14 protein-coding genes are annotated in these 15,257 nt (G+C 71.0%); 6 read left to right on the plus strand and 8 right to left on the minus strand.

What is annotated here, in order from left to right:
* Positions 1-7: 7 nt before the first annotated feature.
* From OG587_RS17490 to OG587_RS17505, 4 genes are all read right to left on the minus strand, one after another.
* The gene (locus OG587_RS17490) at positions 8-730 is read right to left on the minus strand and encodes a calcium-binding protein (RefSeq protein WP_329091565.1); all 723 of its coding nucleotides are present in this window, start codon (positions 728-730) and stop codon (positions 8-10) included.
* Positions 731-768: 38 nt separating this feature from the next.
* Entirely contained in the window at positions 769-942 is a 174-nt protein-coding gene (locus tag OG587_RS17495) for a hypothetical protein (protein ID WP_329091566.1), read from the minus strand.
* Positions 943-1,060: 118 nt separating this feature from the next.
* On the minus strand, positions 1,061-1,186 hold the full coding sequence (locus OG587_RS17500) for a hypothetical protein (RefSeq protein WP_329091568.1): 126 nt from the start codon (positions 1,184-1,186) through the stop codon (positions 1,061-1,063).
* A gap of 120 nt (positions 1,187-1,306) precedes the next feature.
* Positions 1,307-1,951 (minus strand): hypothetical protein, encoded by a 645-nt coding sequence (locus tag OG587_RS17505; RefSeq protein WP_329091569.1) that lies wholly within the window; start codon positions 1,949-1,951, stop codon positions 1,307-1,309.
* Positions 1,952-2,053: 102 nt separating this feature from the next.
* On the opposite strand from OG587_RS17505, the gene OG587_RS17510 reads away from it, so the two are divergent.
* The 3 genes from OG587_RS17510 to OG587_RS17520 all read left to right on the plus strand — a co-directional run bounded on the left by OG587_RS17510 (position 2,054) and on the right by OG587_RS17520 (position 5,591).
* On the plus strand, positions 2,054-4,816 hold the full coding sequence (locus OG587_RS17510; RefSeq protein WP_329091571.1) for an ATP-binding protein: 2,763 nt from the start codon (positions 2,054-2,056) through the stop codon (positions 4,814-4,816).
* Between the two features lie 86 nt (positions 4,817-4,902).
* On the plus strand, positions 4,903-5,229 hold the full coding sequence (locus OG587_RS17515; protein WP_329091572.1) for a hypothetical protein: 327 nt from the start codon (positions 4,903-4,905) through the stop codon (positions 5,227-5,229).
* A gap of 116 nt (positions 5,230-5,345) precedes the next feature.
* Positions 5,346-5,591: a hypothetical protein gene (locus OG587_RS17520; protein ID WP_329091574.1), complete on the plus strand. Its 246-nt coding sequence runs from the start codon at positions 5,346-5,348 to the stop codon at positions 5,589-5,591.
* 158 nt (positions 5,592-5,749) lie between these two features.
* Here the strand turns inward: OG587_RS17520 and OG587_RS17525 are convergent, their stop codons facing one another.
* Positions 5,750-6,418, minus strand: a complete 669-nt coding sequence (locus tag OG587_RS17525; protein WP_329091575.1) for a GAP family protein — start codon at positions 6,416-6,418, stop codon at positions 5,750-5,752.
* An 82-nt stretch (positions 6,419-6,500) separates the two neighbouring features.
* On the opposite strand from OG587_RS17525, the gene OG587_RS17530 reads away from it, so the two are divergent.
* A complete protein-coding gene (locus OG587_RS17530) occupies positions 6,501-7,154 on the plus strand; it encodes a TetR/AcrR family transcriptional regulator (RefSeq protein ID WP_329091576.1) in 654 nt (217 codons plus the stop codon).
* 153 nt (positions 7,155-7,307) lie between these two features.
* Here the strand turns inward: OG587_RS17530 and OG587_RS17535 are convergent, their stop codons facing one another.
* Positions 7,308-8,885, minus strand: a complete 1,578-nt coding sequence (locus OG587_RS17535; RefSeq protein WP_329091577.1) for a CHAP domain-containing protein — start codon at positions 8,883-8,885, stop codon at positions 7,308-7,310.
* A gap of 523 nt (positions 8,886-9,408) precedes the next feature.
* Between OG587_RS17535 and OG587_RS17540 the strand changes: the two genes are divergently transcribed.
* Together OG587_RS17540 and OG587_RS17545 are read left to right on the plus strand one after the other, a co-directional pair.
* Positions 9,409-9,618: a DUF5999 family protein gene (locus OG587_RS17540; RefSeq protein ID WP_329091578.1), complete on the plus strand. Its 210-nt coding sequence runs from the start codon at positions 9,409-9,411 to the stop codon at positions 9,616-9,618.
* A gap of 142 nt (positions 9,619-9,760) precedes the next feature.
* Positions 9,761-10,171 (plus strand): ATP-binding protein, encoded by a 411-nt coding sequence (locus OG587_RS17545; RefSeq protein ID WP_329091579.1) that lies wholly within the window; start codon positions 9,761-9,763, stop codon positions 10,169-10,171.
* A 200-nt stretch (positions 10,172-10,371) separates the two neighbouring features.
* Here the strand turns inward: OG587_RS17545 and OG587_RS17550 are convergent, their stop codons facing one another.
* Entirely contained in the window at positions 10,372-12,753 is a 2,382-nt protein-coding gene (locus tag OG587_RS17550) for an ATP-binding protein (RefSeq protein WP_329091580.1), read from the minus strand.
* Between the two features lie 234 nt (positions 12,754-12,987).
* Positions 12,988-15,249, minus strand: coding sequence for a serine/threonine-protein kinase (locus OG587_RS17555; RefSeq protein WP_329091581.1), 2,262 nt, complete (start codon positions 15,247-15,249; stop codon positions 12,988-12,990).
* Positions 15,250-15,257 lie beyond the last annotated feature (8 nt).

The raw sequence follows: 15,257 nt of genomic DNA on the forward strand, positions 1-15,257 counted from the left end.
AGTCTCGTTATTCGCAGCGGGTCGCGGTGTCGGTGCCCGGACCGCCGTTGCACACGTCGGTGCCGGCGCCGCCGTCGAGTTCGTCGGGGCCGCCTCCGCCGTTCAGCTCGTCGGTGCCGGCCTCGCCGCGCAGTTCGTCCTCGCCGCTGCCGCCGTTCAGTTCGTCCGCACCGGCACCGCCGCTCAGGTCGTCGTCGCCGCCTCCGCCGATCAGCACATCGGCCTCGTTGCCGCCGCGCAGGTCGTCGTCGCCCGCGTCACCGCGGAGCATGTCGTTGCCCTCGATGCCGCGAATGCTGTCGTCGCCGAGGCCGCCGCGCAGGTCATCCGCGTTCACGCTGCCGAGCAGATCGTCATCGCCCTCGCCGCCGAACACTGTCAGCTTCTGCCCCTGCGGCAGGACGTTCACGGCCACGGCGTCGCTCTCGTCGCCCAGCAGCACCCTGATCACCGTGGCGGGACCGGCCTCGGCGGCGTCCCCCAACGTGTTGCAGCCCGCGACCTGACCGGCGGCGTCCTCCAGCAGGAGCGTGGTGCCGTTCTGGGTGATGGTGAGTTCGTTCGCGATACCGGGCTCGGCGGTGTAGGTCAGCAGCCCGGCTTTGGGGCCCTCCTTGCACGTCCCGGCGAGGACCGCCGTCGCCGAGGCGGGAGCCGCGAGCGCGGGAAGCAGTAACAGCGTGGCACCGACGAGCAGGGCCGCTGGTCGAAGGCGTGCGGAGATGGTCATCAGACGTTCCTTCTTTCGTGAATTCGTATGGATGGTGATCACGCGGATCGGTGCCGCGGGAGCGGTTCGACTCCCACGGCCATGGCCCAGACCGCGATGCCCGCGGCGGCCGGGAACAGGAAGTCGAGCTGGTCGGTCATCAGGAACGTTCCACCGGCCAGGCCGTACCCGACGCCGCCGACGCCGGGGTCGGGGAACAACGGGACAGTCATTAGCGGTACGGGCTGTTCGAGCAGGTCAGGGCGGTGCACGACCAACAGTGTCGAGTCAGCTTTCGGGCTTCGCCCGAGACCCGGGCGTAGCGAGCCGGCGAGGCAACCGACGTGTCGATCAGCCGTGCCACGCCGCACGGGCCCAGTTCGGCCAGGCGGTCTTCTCCAGGAGCGCCGGGTTCAGCGAGGCGACCTTCACCGGGAGCACCGCGGCCGCACCCGTGATCCTGCGGATCCTTTTCATGACACTTTTCCTTTGCTGGAAGCAGGTCTTGAGCGCCACTGTTTGTTCTACGCGTAGTGGCGAAGCGCGACCATCCCTCGTTCCAATGAGGAATCAGGTCTTGAATTTCCGGCGAGAATCTCACCGGTCGTTTGGAGCCGACCGGCGGCTGAGAGCCAGACCCAGCGCGGCGAAGGCGAGCATCCAGGCCATCAGGGTCAGCTTGCCGACGGTGAAGGTGTTGTCGCCGGACAGGAAGACACCGGGGAGGACGAGCACGAAAACCGCCAGGCCGCAGGCGAGTGGGGTGTACGGGGCCCATCCCGTCCACTTTCCGGTCTTGATGGCGGCGATTCCGGCCAGGATGAACCCGATGCCGATGGCGATGCTGGTGATGCCGTAGCCCGTGTCGAGGGCGTCGGTCTGAGACGTGGGATACGCGGAGTCGGCCAGCATGATCGCGCCGACCTCGCACAGGGTCAGGCCCACGAGACCGACCATCGCCGTCCACGAACCGGTGCGGCCCAGACCGCCGCCCGCCGCGTTGGAGCGCATGAGCCCGGCCACACCGGTGAGCAGCAGCAGATGGTTGACGATGACCGAAATCTCCAAGACGACGAAGGCGCCCGGGGTGAGTGGGTAGCTGTACCGGTCGATGGCGACGGCGGGTGACATATAGAGGCCCACCAGTGCGCCGAGCACACCGATGACCGCGCCAAGCAGGCAGAACAGCCCGGAGAGGCGCACGAAGCCGGGCCGCGTCTCGGTTGCGGACGTGATGTTCATATGCCGGACGTTAGGGAACGGTCGGCGCGGTGCCATCCGGGAAACCACTCAGCGGAGTACTCAGACCCACCACACCCCTGGATATCGGCTTACGATCACGCAATGGAAGACAGTGTCTTCGTCGGCAGGGCCCGGGAGCTCGCGGATCTGGAACGCCGCGTGGCCGCGGCCCGCGAGGGCAGCGGCGCGCTGGTCCTGGTGGAGGGCGAAACCGGTGCCGGGAAGACGGCGCTGGCCCATTCGATCGTGCGTCGCGCGCGGCGTGCCGGTGTGCGGACGGCGTGGGGCGCCTGCCGCGAGGGCGAAGGCGCCCCGGCCTACCAGCCGTGGGTCCAGATCCTCCGCGGGCTGGGGCAGCCCGCCACGATGCTGCTCGACGCCGAGACGGACAGCCGCTTCCAAGTCTTCGAGGACGTGGTGGGAACGCTCTACCGCGCGGCTGGAGACGCAGGCTTGCTGCTGATCCTCGACGACCTGCACTGGGCGGACGTGCCGTCGATACGGCTGCTGCAGGCGGTCGCGTCGACGGTCGCCGACTCCCGGCTGCTGGTGATCGGGCTCTGTCGCACCCGCGACGCGTTCCCGCCCGCCGGGCCGTCCGACGAGCTGCGACCGTTGACCAGGGAGCGGGCCACCACCCGCCTGAGCCTGGGCGGTCTCGCCCCGGCCGAGGTGGCCGAGCTGGCCGGGCTGGTGCTCGGAAGCCGCCCGGAGCCTGCCCTGCTGCGCACGCTGGAGGAGCGCGCCGCCGGCAATCCGCTGTTCCTACTGGAGCTGCTGCGGCTGGTCGATACCGCGGGGAGCCTCGACCCCGGACTGCCCAGCGGCGTACGCCATGTCGTCGGTCGCCGCCTGGACGGTCTGCCGGCCGGGACCCGCAGGCTGCTGAGGCACGCCGCGGTGCTGGGTCGCGAGTTCACCGGTGAGGCGGTGGGCGCGCTCGTCGGCGAGAAGATCGAGGAGGTGCTCGACCTCCTGGATCCCGCACTCGCGGCGAACGTGATCCGCGCTGACGGGCATTCCCTGCGCTTCACCCATGTGCTGACGCAGGAGGTGCTGTACGCCGAGCTCTCCACCCTCACGCGCCGTCGGTTGCACGCGCGGGCGGCCAACGCCGTCAGGTCGACGAGTGCGGAGGAGGTCCCTGTCGACGCTCTGGCGTATCACCTGCGTCAGTCCGCTCAGCTCGGCAACGCGGAGGAGGCTCTGCGGGTCACGCGTACGGCCGCGACGAGGGCACGCGCCCAGCTGGCCTACGAGCACGCGGCCTTCCAGTACCGCGCGGCGCTCGACCTGCTCACGCTGTTGCCGTACGGCGCCGCCCAGCGCCCGGAGCTCCTGCTGGAGCTGGCCCGATGCGAGTTCCGTTCCGGCGCGGTGGAGGAGGCGTGGCGGTCGTGCCAGGCGGCGGCCGACCTGGGGCGGGCCACGGGCGACGGAGCGGTCGTCGCGGACGCCGCGACCGTGTTGCGGGGTATCTCCAACTCGCCGGTGACGGCCGCGATCCACGTGCTGTGCCGGGAGGCGCTGACCATGCTGGCCGGCTCCGATGAGATACGCGAGGCGAAGGTACTGGCGCAACTCGTGATCACGGCGGATCCTTTCGCCGAACGTGGCGAGAGCGACGTGAGTCTGCGCGCCTTGCGGGCGGCCGAGGCGACCGGCGACCCCGATGCCCGGTTTCTGGCCATGCAGGCGCGCTACACCGAGCTGGTCGACGGCCGGCACGTGTTGGAGCGTCTGTCCATCGGGCAGCGCGCGATCCGGCTCGCGGACGAGACCGGGCACGGCGAATACGCGGCGTGGGGACACACATGGCGGCTGGACGCGTTCTGGGAGCTGGGCAGGCGAGTGCAGCTTGATGCCGAACTGAAGGCGTTCGGCGCGGTGGTGGCGCAACTGCGAGAGCCGCTGTGGCGATGGAGACTCATCTTGATGCAGGCGACGGTGGCCCTGCTGGAGGGCCGGTTCGAACAGGCACGCCTGCTGGCCGAAGAAGCACTGGTGATCGGATTACATGGCGGCCACGAGGGCGCACACTTCGTCCACCTGGTCTTCCGCTCACACGTGGGCCTGCAGGACGGAATGGGCCTCGACCAGGTCGAGGCCGCCGTACGCGGGTTCGTGGAAACCGGGCCCTATCTGGCGCGGAGCTGGCATGCGCTCGTACTCGCCGGTATGGGACGGCACGAGGACGCCGCGGCGCTCTGGGAGGCGATCACCCCGCATCTGGCCGCCTTCCCCCGCGACGCACCGGAGTGGATCGTCGCCGGGGCCGGGAACGCCCAGCTCTGCGTCGCGTTCGACGACCGAGTCACGGCCGCCGCCGTCTATGAGGCCCTGCTGCCGTACGCCGACCGGCAGATCGCCTCCGGGGCGCACACCCCGAGCTCCGGCCCTGTGTCGCTCTATCTCGGCATGCTCGCGAGGCTCCTGAGGCGCTGGGAGGAGGCGGAGGCGCATCTGCACGCCGCGCTGATGGCCTGCCAGGCGATGGGCTCGGCACCGTACGAGGCGTACACCCGGCTGGAGCTGGCCCGGATGCCGCGGCCATCGTCCGGCGCGGCCACCGACGAGCATCTCGACGGCGCGCTGCGGATCGCCCGCCGCGTGGGCATGCCGTCGCTGCTGGCCCACGCCGAGACACTGCACGAGACCCGGGGACGCGCGGGCGTGCTCACCCCACGAGAGGAACAGGTCGCCGAACTGGTCGCCGAGGGGCTCAGCAACCGGCAGATCGCCCACCGTCTGCGCATGGCGGAACGCACGGCGGAAAACCACGTCACGCACATCCTGACCAAGCTCGGCTTCGACTCCCGCGCCCGCGTCGCCACCTGGTACACCGCACGCCGGCAGACCGGCTGAGTACCCGCCTGAGTGATCCCCCCGATGCGCACCGTGGCGCCTGGCGTGACCATGGCATAGGCCGATCGGCGGAGGGAGGACGCGGCGTGATGCATGCGGTGATCGGCATCTGGACCGTGGACCCGGCCTGGCAGGACGAGCAGCGCCGCCTGCTGTGGGAGGAGATCATCCCGCTGGTCACACGCCAGCCCGGATTCCTGACCGGCTACTGGATGCACGATCCGGAGAGCGGCAGAAGCCACACCACGGCCATTTTCGGCGACCCGGAGTCAGCAGACGTGTTCAAGGCACTCGTCGAGAGCGGCACCCGGCAGGCCGCCCGGGTCGGCCTCGTCAGCACCGTCCTCACCACCGTGGAGATCGTCGCGCACGTGGGCCACCAGCACAGCCCGCGCCGGACACCCGGCGGGTGATGGAACGTGCTCTCGAGGTCGTCCCGAGGACGACATCAAGGAAGAGCAGGAAGTCGACTACAAGGAGCTCGCAGCCATCCTGGAAAAGACCTCGGCCGCTCTGTGATCGCGGCTGGGTGAAGCACGGGCACGGTCTGAGCGAGCCGTACGGCGCGCCGCGGCAGTACCGGCAGCGGGCGCCCTACCCGCTCCCCGCCGCGCCCGAGGAGACCCGGGCGGTCCGCCCGCACTCGCCCTACGGTCCACCACAGTCCCATCCGGGCGGCGGGGGGCCCGGGGTTAACACCCGGATCGCGGGCCTGGAGGCGGAACTGGAGCAGCTGCGCCGCACCATGGGGCAGCACCCGCCCGAGCAGCGCTGAAGGCGCCCGGCCGGGTGGCGCCGGGTCGGCCCTCGGGGGCGAGACCCGGCCTTTCCAGCGCTCCCTCGCCCTTCACCACCACGCCGTGCCGGTGGAGTTTCCGCCCGAGGAGCGGGTCGCGGAGTACGCGAGCTTCGCCATGGCGCCGATGCGGGCGGTTATGGGCTCATCGTGATGGTGATCTGGTCCGGTGCCGCGTCCAGGAGGATCAGGAATCCCGCTATCCCGACGATCCAGCGCAGGGTCGCGCGGGATCCTGAGGAGAGCTTGGACTGCCACCGTTCGAACCGTTCGCGCATCCGTTCGCCCAGGGTGGCCCAGGCGGCGAAGAGCAGGATGCCCGGGATCACCATGATGGTCACGTACACGCCGAGGAGCGGTGACCATTGGACGGTGGGCAGGTTGGCCGAGGTCATGACGCCGATCGCGGCGAAGTACGGCACGGCGGTGGCGAACTCGAACAGCCAGGTCCCCAGCCCCAGCAGCAGCATCGAGCCCAGGGTGAAGGACCGGGCCCTGACGGATGCGCGTTCGGGGTTCTTGTCGGGGATGAAGTAACTTCCCACGATGAGCGCCGCGCCGAGGACGGCCTGTCCCCAGGCCCACACGCTGTCATCGACAATCGGCACGACAGCGCCCAGGCCGAGCATGAGCAGTACGCCCAGGGCGAAGTACGCGATCGCGACCGATCCGAGGTACACGCCGAGCAGCGCGCCCACGCGGTGCGGCCTGGCCAGCAACAGATAGAGGGTTACCCCGATCACGGTGGGGCTCAGCGTATCGAGCAGGGCCAGTGCGAGCACCGCCCCGATCGTCTCGATCGACAACCCTGCCTCCTTACGGGAGCCAACGAATCGTAATAATACGCCCGTGTCAGTTAAAATAACACACGCGTGTTAGCATGTGAACGTGCCGCGACTCGTTGATCATGACCAGAGACGGGCCGAGCTCGGCGAGGTCGCCATCCGGGTGATCCTGCGCGAAGGCCTTGCCGGCGTGAGCGTCCGCGGAGTCGCCGCCGAAGCCGGCTGGTCCACCGGGTCCCTGCGGCATTACTTCGGCAATCAGCACGAACTGCAGGCCTACGTCGTACGGGCCACCACCGACACCCTCCGCCGACGGGTCCTCCCACGTGTCCAGCGGCCCCGCACCCAAGACTCGGTGGTCGAACGGATCGCCTCGATCGTGGAGGAGATGCTGCCGCTCGACGCCGAGCGACGCGAGGAATACGCGCTGTGGTCAGCGATCGTGGAATGGGAACGTCAACATCCTCCGGAAGGAGGCTCTGTGACGTGGAACGACCAACGGGCGCTGTACCGCCAATGCGTCGCCTCCATGCGCGGACACGAGACGACCCGCGAACCGGGTCAGGCCACGCTTCCGCACCCTGATGCCCAGGTCGAACTCTGGGCGGCACTCCTGCACACGTTCGTCGACGGACTCGCCGCCCAGATCGTGAACACACCCGGCGAAGTGTCCGCCGACACCGCCGCGCGACTGCTGCGTTCACTGTTGCAGGCCGTACCCCGTGCACGGCCGGATCGGTGTGCGCGCCAACCGTGAGTCGAAAGCGCCGCAGGCCGCGCAGACTCACCGACGTCGGGACTGACGGGTTGGATGACCGGTCCCGGACCGGTCGTGAACGGCGCCTCACCGCGGCGGAGCGTTCTGCGCCTGTTGCGCCGGTCTCCTTCGCGCCCCCGGCGGGACGCGCGGCTAGACCAGTGCCTCGGCCCGGCGGCGTCCCCGGTAGCCGCTGTGGACCAGGATGTCGCCCGGCTCCGCGGGGAGCGCGGCGGAACCGGGCGGGACGGCGGAATCGCCCCGACCGGTCCGGGGAACCGAGACCGGAACGGCCGTTCTCGGTCCGGCGACCGGGTGGGCGGGACGGGCAGGGCGAGCGGGACGGGTGGGACGCGTCGGGGTGGCAGGGGTGGCAGGGGTGGCGGGGATGGTGGGGATGGTGGTGGTGATCACGGAGTCGGCCCGACGGTGGCGGCGGCCGCGCGGCGGGGCGTCCCGCACCCAGGTCGACGACTCCACCGCGGTCTGCTCGTGCAGGCGGCGTCTGCCCCGGTAGGGGGCGGGGGCGTTCCCGAGGCCGTGGGCCAGGGCGGGGGTCTCCACGAGGTCGCGGGAGACGGACGCGTTCCCGGGGGCACGGGAGAGGGCGGGGGCGTTCCTGGGCATGCGGCGGCGGCCCGGGGCTCGGCGGCGGCCCGGGGTTCTGCGGGACGAGGGCGAGGGGGCCGCCGCGGTACGCCCCGAGGCGGGCGCGAGGAGCCGTACCCTCGACTGCCTGGCCTTGCCGTGCGCGAGGATCGCGACCGCGGCGAGCAGCACCGGGGCGAGCACGGCGGGGGTGTCGAAGCCGGGGACGGGCGTGGCGAGGTCGCGGACGGTGGCGGTGGGGGTGACGGCGAGCGCGCTGGTGTCGGCGGTGGAGGCCTTGGCGTGCTTGCCCGGCGCGGTACGGCCGCTGGAGGCCGGTATCCGCGGTGTGACGGGCGCCCCCGCGGTCACCCGGTCGCCTCGCGGGGCGTTCTCCCCGGACGCGGTCCGGCCGTCGTTCCCCGAGGCGGTCTTGCCGGTCTTGCCGGTTTTTCCGGTCGCCGTCACGGCGGCGTGCTCGGGAGCCGGTTCGGCCCTGTCCGTTCCTCTGTCCCTCTTGTTCCCCCTGTCCGATCCCTTGCCCGGCCCTGTGGACGCCCGGTTCTCCTGCGTGGGCGCGGGGGCAGGGACCATCGCGAGCAGGCCGGGCCCGGGGCCGATCACCACCGCGTTGTCCCCGGCCGCGGCGGGCTTGACGATCGTCTGCTTCTCGGTGGCCTCCCGGTCCAGCCGGGCCTTGATCTTCTCCGGATACCCGTAGCCGACGACCTTGCCGGTGTCGCGCTCCTTGCGTTTGGCGATCCCGCCGTCGATGTTGCCCTCGATCGTGTGGATCCTGTTCCCCTCGACCTCGGTGACGATTCCGACGTGGTCGATGTGGTCGATCCTGTTCGAGCCGCTCCAGTCGAAGAAGACGATGGCCCCCGGCCTGGGAACGGTGCCCCAGGCGTCCTGCTGCCGGAACCACTGGGCGTGGTGGACGGTGTAGGCGAACTGGCCGACCCACTCCTGGTAGCCGAGCTTCTCCGCCGCCCACGACAGGTACATGTCGCACCAGGGGGCGGTGGAGTAGTCGGCGTCGAACTCGACGTTCCTGCCGTACCAGTCACCGAACTTGGTGTAGCCGCCGCTCTTCTCGGAGTATCCGAGCTGGCTCTCCAGCAGCTCGACGAACTTGTGCATCTCAGGTGTCATAGGGGGTTTCAGGGGGACCCCCGGCGGCCGTGCGGGCATGGCCGCTCCGCCTCGCGACCTGGCCACCGGGAGACGGGTTGAGCGACGGCACGTTCACGCGAGCCCACCGAGGAGGGACGCGTGTGGCGGCACCGCTGGCCAGTTGTCTTCCGTGACGAGGGAGATTACCCGCCCCCAAGGACAGGTCACGACAGACTAAAGGGTGCGTCAAGTCGATCATCGCCATATAAGTGGACAAAAGTCGATGTCAGGGGGCTGCTACGTGATCTTTGATGGTAAAACGCTCGGGAAAAAGATCTACCGGACGGCCGCAAGCGGGGCCGGGACCGCCGTAACCGCGCCGATCGATCTTGTCGATCGTCCTTTGCGTCGATGCCCGGTTTCTTTACCTTTGGGCGAAATAGGTAGACATATAGGTATTTCTCCCGATATGCGGGTGACGTCATCGGGAGATGCTGGTCACACCAGGAAAGGCTCAACAGCAACCAGCGAAGGTTAAAAGGTACGAGCCATGTGTCAGCACCAGCCGCGATGCCCACTCGCAAGCGCACCCGATCACGAAGCCGCGTCTCTCGTGGCCTTCCACCCCGAGCAGGGGTGGGGTCTGCTCTGCAACGGTGTGGTGGTCTTCGACGACACCGGAGCGCTCATGCCTGACGGTCGTAGCACCCCCGTCCACGGCATGGCGCTCCACCGGGTCTCCTTGGGCCAGGCGGCATGATCTCGCGCCGCGCGCCCGCCGGACCGGGACCGAACGCGCCACGCGGACAGGTAGTTCCGCGGTGGCCGGCGGCCTCCGGCAGCGGACGCGCGTGCGGACCGCATTCGATCGAGACAACCGCCGACCAGGTGGGAGAACGCTCATGAACCCTCTCCTCGAAGAGTCGTACGTCCAGGAGACGTCGTACTCCTTCCCACCCGAGTCGGCATCGGTGCCCCAGGCACGCCACCTGACCCGCGCCTGCCTGGCGGACTGGGGACTGCACGAGCACAGCACGGTCGCCGAACTGCTCGTCAGCGAGCTGGTCACCAACGCGCTGTGCCACTCGCGAGGAACCATCAGGCTCGTCCTCTCCTTCCAGGACGGTCTGCTGCGCTGCGAGGTCGAGGACGCCGACCCCTCCCTGCCCCGCGCGTGCCGGGCACGCGACGACGAGGAGCGGGGACGAGGGCTGCACCTGCTCGAACTCCTGTCCTGCTGCTGGGGCAGTGCCCGCACCTCCGAGGGCAAGGCCGTCTGGTTCGAGCTCACGGCGAACGCGATCGCGGCCTGACCGCGAGGCCGACCGGCGAACCTGGCGCCGGACACGCGGAAAACCCCCCGCGCGGCCCCTTCGGGGGCTGAGCACACATACCACCTCCGAGGGCTGGCGCCGAGTCCCCCGACTCGGTCTCGGCCGGACGCCGGAGCCGACGGGATCATCGCACTCGTCGGCTCCGGCGTCCCCCTTCTCCGGCCGCTCCGTCCCGCCCGTCAGGCGCCTGGCGGGCGTTCCTCGTTCGCGTTCCGGATCCGCTCGCCGGTCCAGACGGCGATCTGGGCCCGCGAGTGGAAGCCGAGCTTGGTCATGATGTGCTCGACGTGACCCTCCGCGGTGCGCTGGGCGATCGTCAGCGAGGCCGCGATCTCCTTGTTGCTCAGCCCCTGGGCGACAAGCTTGGCGATCTCGGTCTCCCTGCGGGTCAGCGGCGACGGTTCCTCGGCCTCGCCTGCGGGCTCGCCGCGGTGCGCGCTCTCCTCGAGGGCGAAGGCGATCGCCTCGTCGCACTGCATCTTCGAGCCCTGCCTGACCACGGTGTCGAAGGCCTGCTTCCCGAGAGCCTCGCGCGTACGGTCCTCACATTCGTCGTGGTAGCGCGTCAGGTGCCCGAAACCGGACAGTGGAGCCCCGATCGCCCGCCAGACCGGCTCCAGGATCCCCAGCAACCTGGCCGCCCGCTGGTGGTCGCCGTCCCCGGCGGCGATCCAGGCCAGCACCTCCAGGTTGACGCCGACGCCCAGAAGATCGTCGATCGAGCGGTTGAACTTGAGGCTCTCCTTCTCCAGCTCGGCGGCGCGCCGGGCGTCGCCCTGGCACCAGACCCCGACACCGAGCGCCATCATCGCGTATGCCCGGTGCCAGCCCTCCCCGTGGGCGTCGCACAGTGCGACGCACTCCTCGCCGGCGGCGACGGCGCCCGACCAGTCGCCCCGGAAGGAGCGGGCGAGGCAGAGCCGGACGAGCGCCAGGGCCTGGCCCGCGGGGTCGTCGTCGGCGTGGTGACGCGCCGCCGCCTCCTCGTACAGGCTGATCGCGAGATCGACGTCTCCCCGGAACATCGCGATCATCCCCGAGTAGAGAGCGACGTAGGCCAGGATCGGCTCGTGTCCCGGACGCCCCCCGAGTTCCCGGGCCTCCTCCAGCATCGTCGCGGCGGAGACGACATCGGCCTGGATGATCGCCAGCCAGCTGTTGGACCACAGCGCGCGGCCCCGGATCTCGTCCGTTCCGGTGCCGCTGAGGAGGCTCAGGTCCATCCAGCGGCGCCCCTCCCTGAGGTAGTAATTCGTGATCCAGTGGTAGAGCAGGTCGGTGGCCACACCCAGGGCGGTGGAGATCTCCCCGGGTTCGGCGAAGCAGTACTCCAGTGCGGTGCGCAGGTTGGCGTGGTCGAGTTTCAGCCTGCCGAGCCAGGACACCTGGAGCGGGCCGAACCGCTGCGCGTACGCCTCCGCCGCCAGCCGCCGGTAGTGGTCGCGGTGCAGCCGCTGCAGCGTGCCCTCCTGCCCCGAGGTCACGAGTCTCTCCCTGCCGTACTGCCTGATCGTCTCCAGCAGCCGGTAGCGGGTCGCCGTGGAGGCCGAGGGAGGATCCTCCCGGATCAGGACCGACTTGCCCACCAGCCCGATCACCAGGTCGACCACCTCGTCGCGGTCGATGCCGTCCCCCGAGCAGACCGCCTCTGCGGCTTCGAGGTCCAGGCCGTCGACGAACACCGAGACGCGCTCCCACAGCAGCTGCTCTTTCTCGGTGCACAGGACGTAGCTCCAGTCGATCAGTGCGCGCAGCGTCTGCTGGCGGGGCAGCGTCGCGGGCGAACCTCCGGTGAGCAGCCGGAACCTGTTGTCCAGCCTGGACAGCAGTTCCTCGGGGGAGAGGGCGCGCAGCCGCACCACCGCCAGCTCGATCGCGAGCGGGATGCCGTCCAGCCGGCGGCAGATCCGCTCCACGGCGGACCGGTTGGCCTCGGTGAGCGTGAAGTCCGGCAGGACGGCGGTGGCCCGTTCGGTGAACAGGCGTACCGCCTCCGACGGCGCCGACAGCTCGGCGGGCGGCCCGAGGCCGGAGCCCGGCGGCGGTGGCAGCGGCAGCGTGGGGACGACCAGCGTCTGCTCGCCTGCGATGCCCAGCGCCTGCCGGCTGGTGGCGAGGATCCGAAGGGAGGGGGCCGAGCGCACGAGGGTTCCCGCCAGTACGGCGCAGGCCCGCAGGAGATGCTCGCAGTTGTCGAGGATCAGCAGTGCCCGCTTGTCCCGCAGGTGGTCGATGAGCACCTCCACGGGAGACCGGTGGGAGACGTCCCTGATCTCCAGGGCCTCGTTCACCGTTCCGGCGAGCGGCTCCGGACTCTCCAGCCCGGCGAGCTCGACCAGCCACACCCCGTCGGGAAACGCCCGCTGGACGTCGGCGGCGACGTGCAGCGCCAACCGGGTCTTGCCGACCCCGCCGGGGCCGGTGAGGGTCACCACGCGTGCCCCGGACAGCAGGCGCTTGACCTCGGCCATCTCGTGCCGACGCCCCACGAAACTGGTCACCTCGGGGGGCAGGCCCGTCGCCTGCCACCGCCTCTGGGTGGCCGGTGCCATCTCTTTCATCAGCGCCTCATGCCGGTTTTGGCAAGCGGATCGCCGTATGTCCGAATCCGCTCGGCACAGTCCACACTATGTGCCGGGCGTTTTCCCGTGCACACCTCGTGGCCGGTCGGGCACTCACCGGGGCGGGCCCGCGGATCGGTGACCCGCCGCCCGGGTCGTCGGGTCCGGTGATCGCGTCCGGTGATCGGGTCCGGTCGCCGGTTCGGTCACCGCGCCGGCGCGGGCCCGGTCACCTCACAGGATGCCGCCCAGGTCGATGCCCAGGTCGATGTCCACCAGGCCCGGCTCGTCCCCGGTGGGCCGTTCCGAGTTCCGAGGCTCCCGCGGACCAGGGTCCGTGTCCGGATCCGTGCCCGTGTCCGGGGCAGGGCCGGTGTCCGGGCCCGCGTCCGCGTCCGAGTCCGAGTCCGGGCCGGTGCCCGGGTCGGGGGCGCAGGAGGGTAGGTCGATCCGGACGGCCCGGGAGGGCGTGTCGCCCTCGGGAACGGTGGTGATCGTCACCAGCCGGGTGACGTAACCCCCGCACCGGGGCGGATCGGCGAACTCCCCGGTCACCTCCCGCTCGTACTCGGTGTCGCCGGACAGCTCCAGCTCCCGCGTGCCGCCGCCCGGCGTCTCGCGCGTGCCCCCGAGCCGCTGGGCGAACTCGAGCCGCACGGTCACCGCCGAGGGGCCGGAGGTCTTCACCCGGAAACCGACCGTGGTGCCGTCGAAGGAGGTGATCGAGACCGCGGGCGGCGCGCACGGCTCGCCGCGGACCCGCTCGGTGCGGCCGGCCGTCCCGCCCGAGGAACGCGGCACGGTGGAGACCGTGACCCGGCGGTAGAGGGTCTGCCCGCAGGCGGGGGCGGTGAAGGTGTGCGGGACGGTGTGGGAGTAGGTCCTCAGCCCGCCGATCACGGAGGTGCGCGAGGCCGCCCGGACGAGCCGGTCACGGTCGGGTCCCTCGGCGAAGGTGACGGTCACCGCGACGTTCCCCGTGGTGGAGGCCCGGAAGCCGACCGTGGTCCCGTGCGCGTCGATCCCCACGACCCTCAGTCCGCTGACCGTGTGCACGGACCCCGGTGCCCCCGTCCCCGTGGGGTCGGGCACCGGCGGGCGGGTGGACGTGGGCACGGGCGTCGGCGTGGGCGGGCGGGTGGGGGCCGGGGTCCGGGTGCGTGTGGGCAGCGGGGGCGGCGGCTGCGAACCGGTCGGCGAGGGAGGCGGGGGAGGCGAGGGGGTCGAGGGAGATGAGGGGACCACCGTCCGAGTGGAGGACGGGACCTGTGAGGGGGGCGAGGTGACCTGGCCGGGGTTCGCGCCGTTCGAGGGGGAGCCGGGCCTCCTGGCGGCGGCGCCCCCCGAGGGGCGGCCAGGGCCGGGGGAGGGCTCCGGCGGCGCCGACACCTGGCTCCGCCGCCGCTGCGCTGGGGTTTCCTCGATCATCGCGGAACTGGGCGGCGGGGTGAAGATCGTGTCGGCGGAGAGCCGGTCCTGCGGCCGGTTGGCCGCGATCACACCGGCGGTCATCGCGACGGTGATCACCCCCAGCCCGGCCAGGGTCCTGGGGCCCAGCCGGGGGCGGCGCACCCGCCTCACCCGCCCCACCCGGCCGAGCACCGTCTGGGCGACCGAGGAGCCGGCCTTCGGCGCGGGCTTGGCCAGCGGGAACGCCAGTGCCAGCAGCGTGGCGAGCTCGGCCAGGTGCCGCCGCCCGCGCTGCTCCCACTCCGGCCCGTACGCCGCCTGCGCCGCCGCCTCCAGCTCCTCCAGGAACGCCCGCGCGCTCCGCGGCCGGTCCACCGGATTCTTGGCCATGCCCCGCGTGACCAGCCCGCGTACCGAGCTCGGCACCTCCTCCACCGGGATCGGCTCGTGCCGGTGGCGGTGCATCAGCACGACGCGGTGGTCGGCGAGATAGGGCCTGCGCCCCGTGAGGCACTCGAAGAACACGCACGTGGCCGCGTAGACGTCGGTCGCCGTGCTCGCCGGCGCCCCCTCCCACTGCTCGGGAGCCATGTAGGCCGGGGTGCCGGCGATCCCACCGGCCTCCCCGACGTGGGCGGCGATGCCGAAGTCGGCCAGCTTGCTGCCGCCGTCGGCCTGGATCAGCACGTTCTCCGGCTTGTAGTCGCGATGCACGACCCCGGCCGAGTGCGCGAAGGCCAGGCCGAGCAGCGAGCCCTTGAGCACGGTCAGCGCCGCCTCCGGGCTCGTGCTGCCGTGCTCGGACAGGATCCGCCTGAGCGCGACCCCGTCGACCAGCTCCATCACGATCGCGGCCTCGAGCACGTCCTCGTAGTACTCGTAGAGCTGGACCACGTTCGGGTCCTGCAGCTCCACCATGACGCGCGCCTCCGCGCGGAAGCGCGCCAGGAAGCGGTGATCGTCCTTGAGGGTCGCGTTGAGGTACTTGATGGCCACGTAGGCGCCGGTGGGGGCATACGTGGCCAGCACCACGCGCCCGCCCCCGCCGACGCCGAGCTCTCGAACCTCGCGGTATCCCGGAACCATCCCGTCCC

The sequence above is a fragment of the Streptosporangium sp. NBC_01469 genome, assembly GCF_036227305.1.
GTDB lineage: Bacteria > Actinomycetota > Actinomycetes > Streptosporangiales > Streptosporangiaceae > Streptosporangium.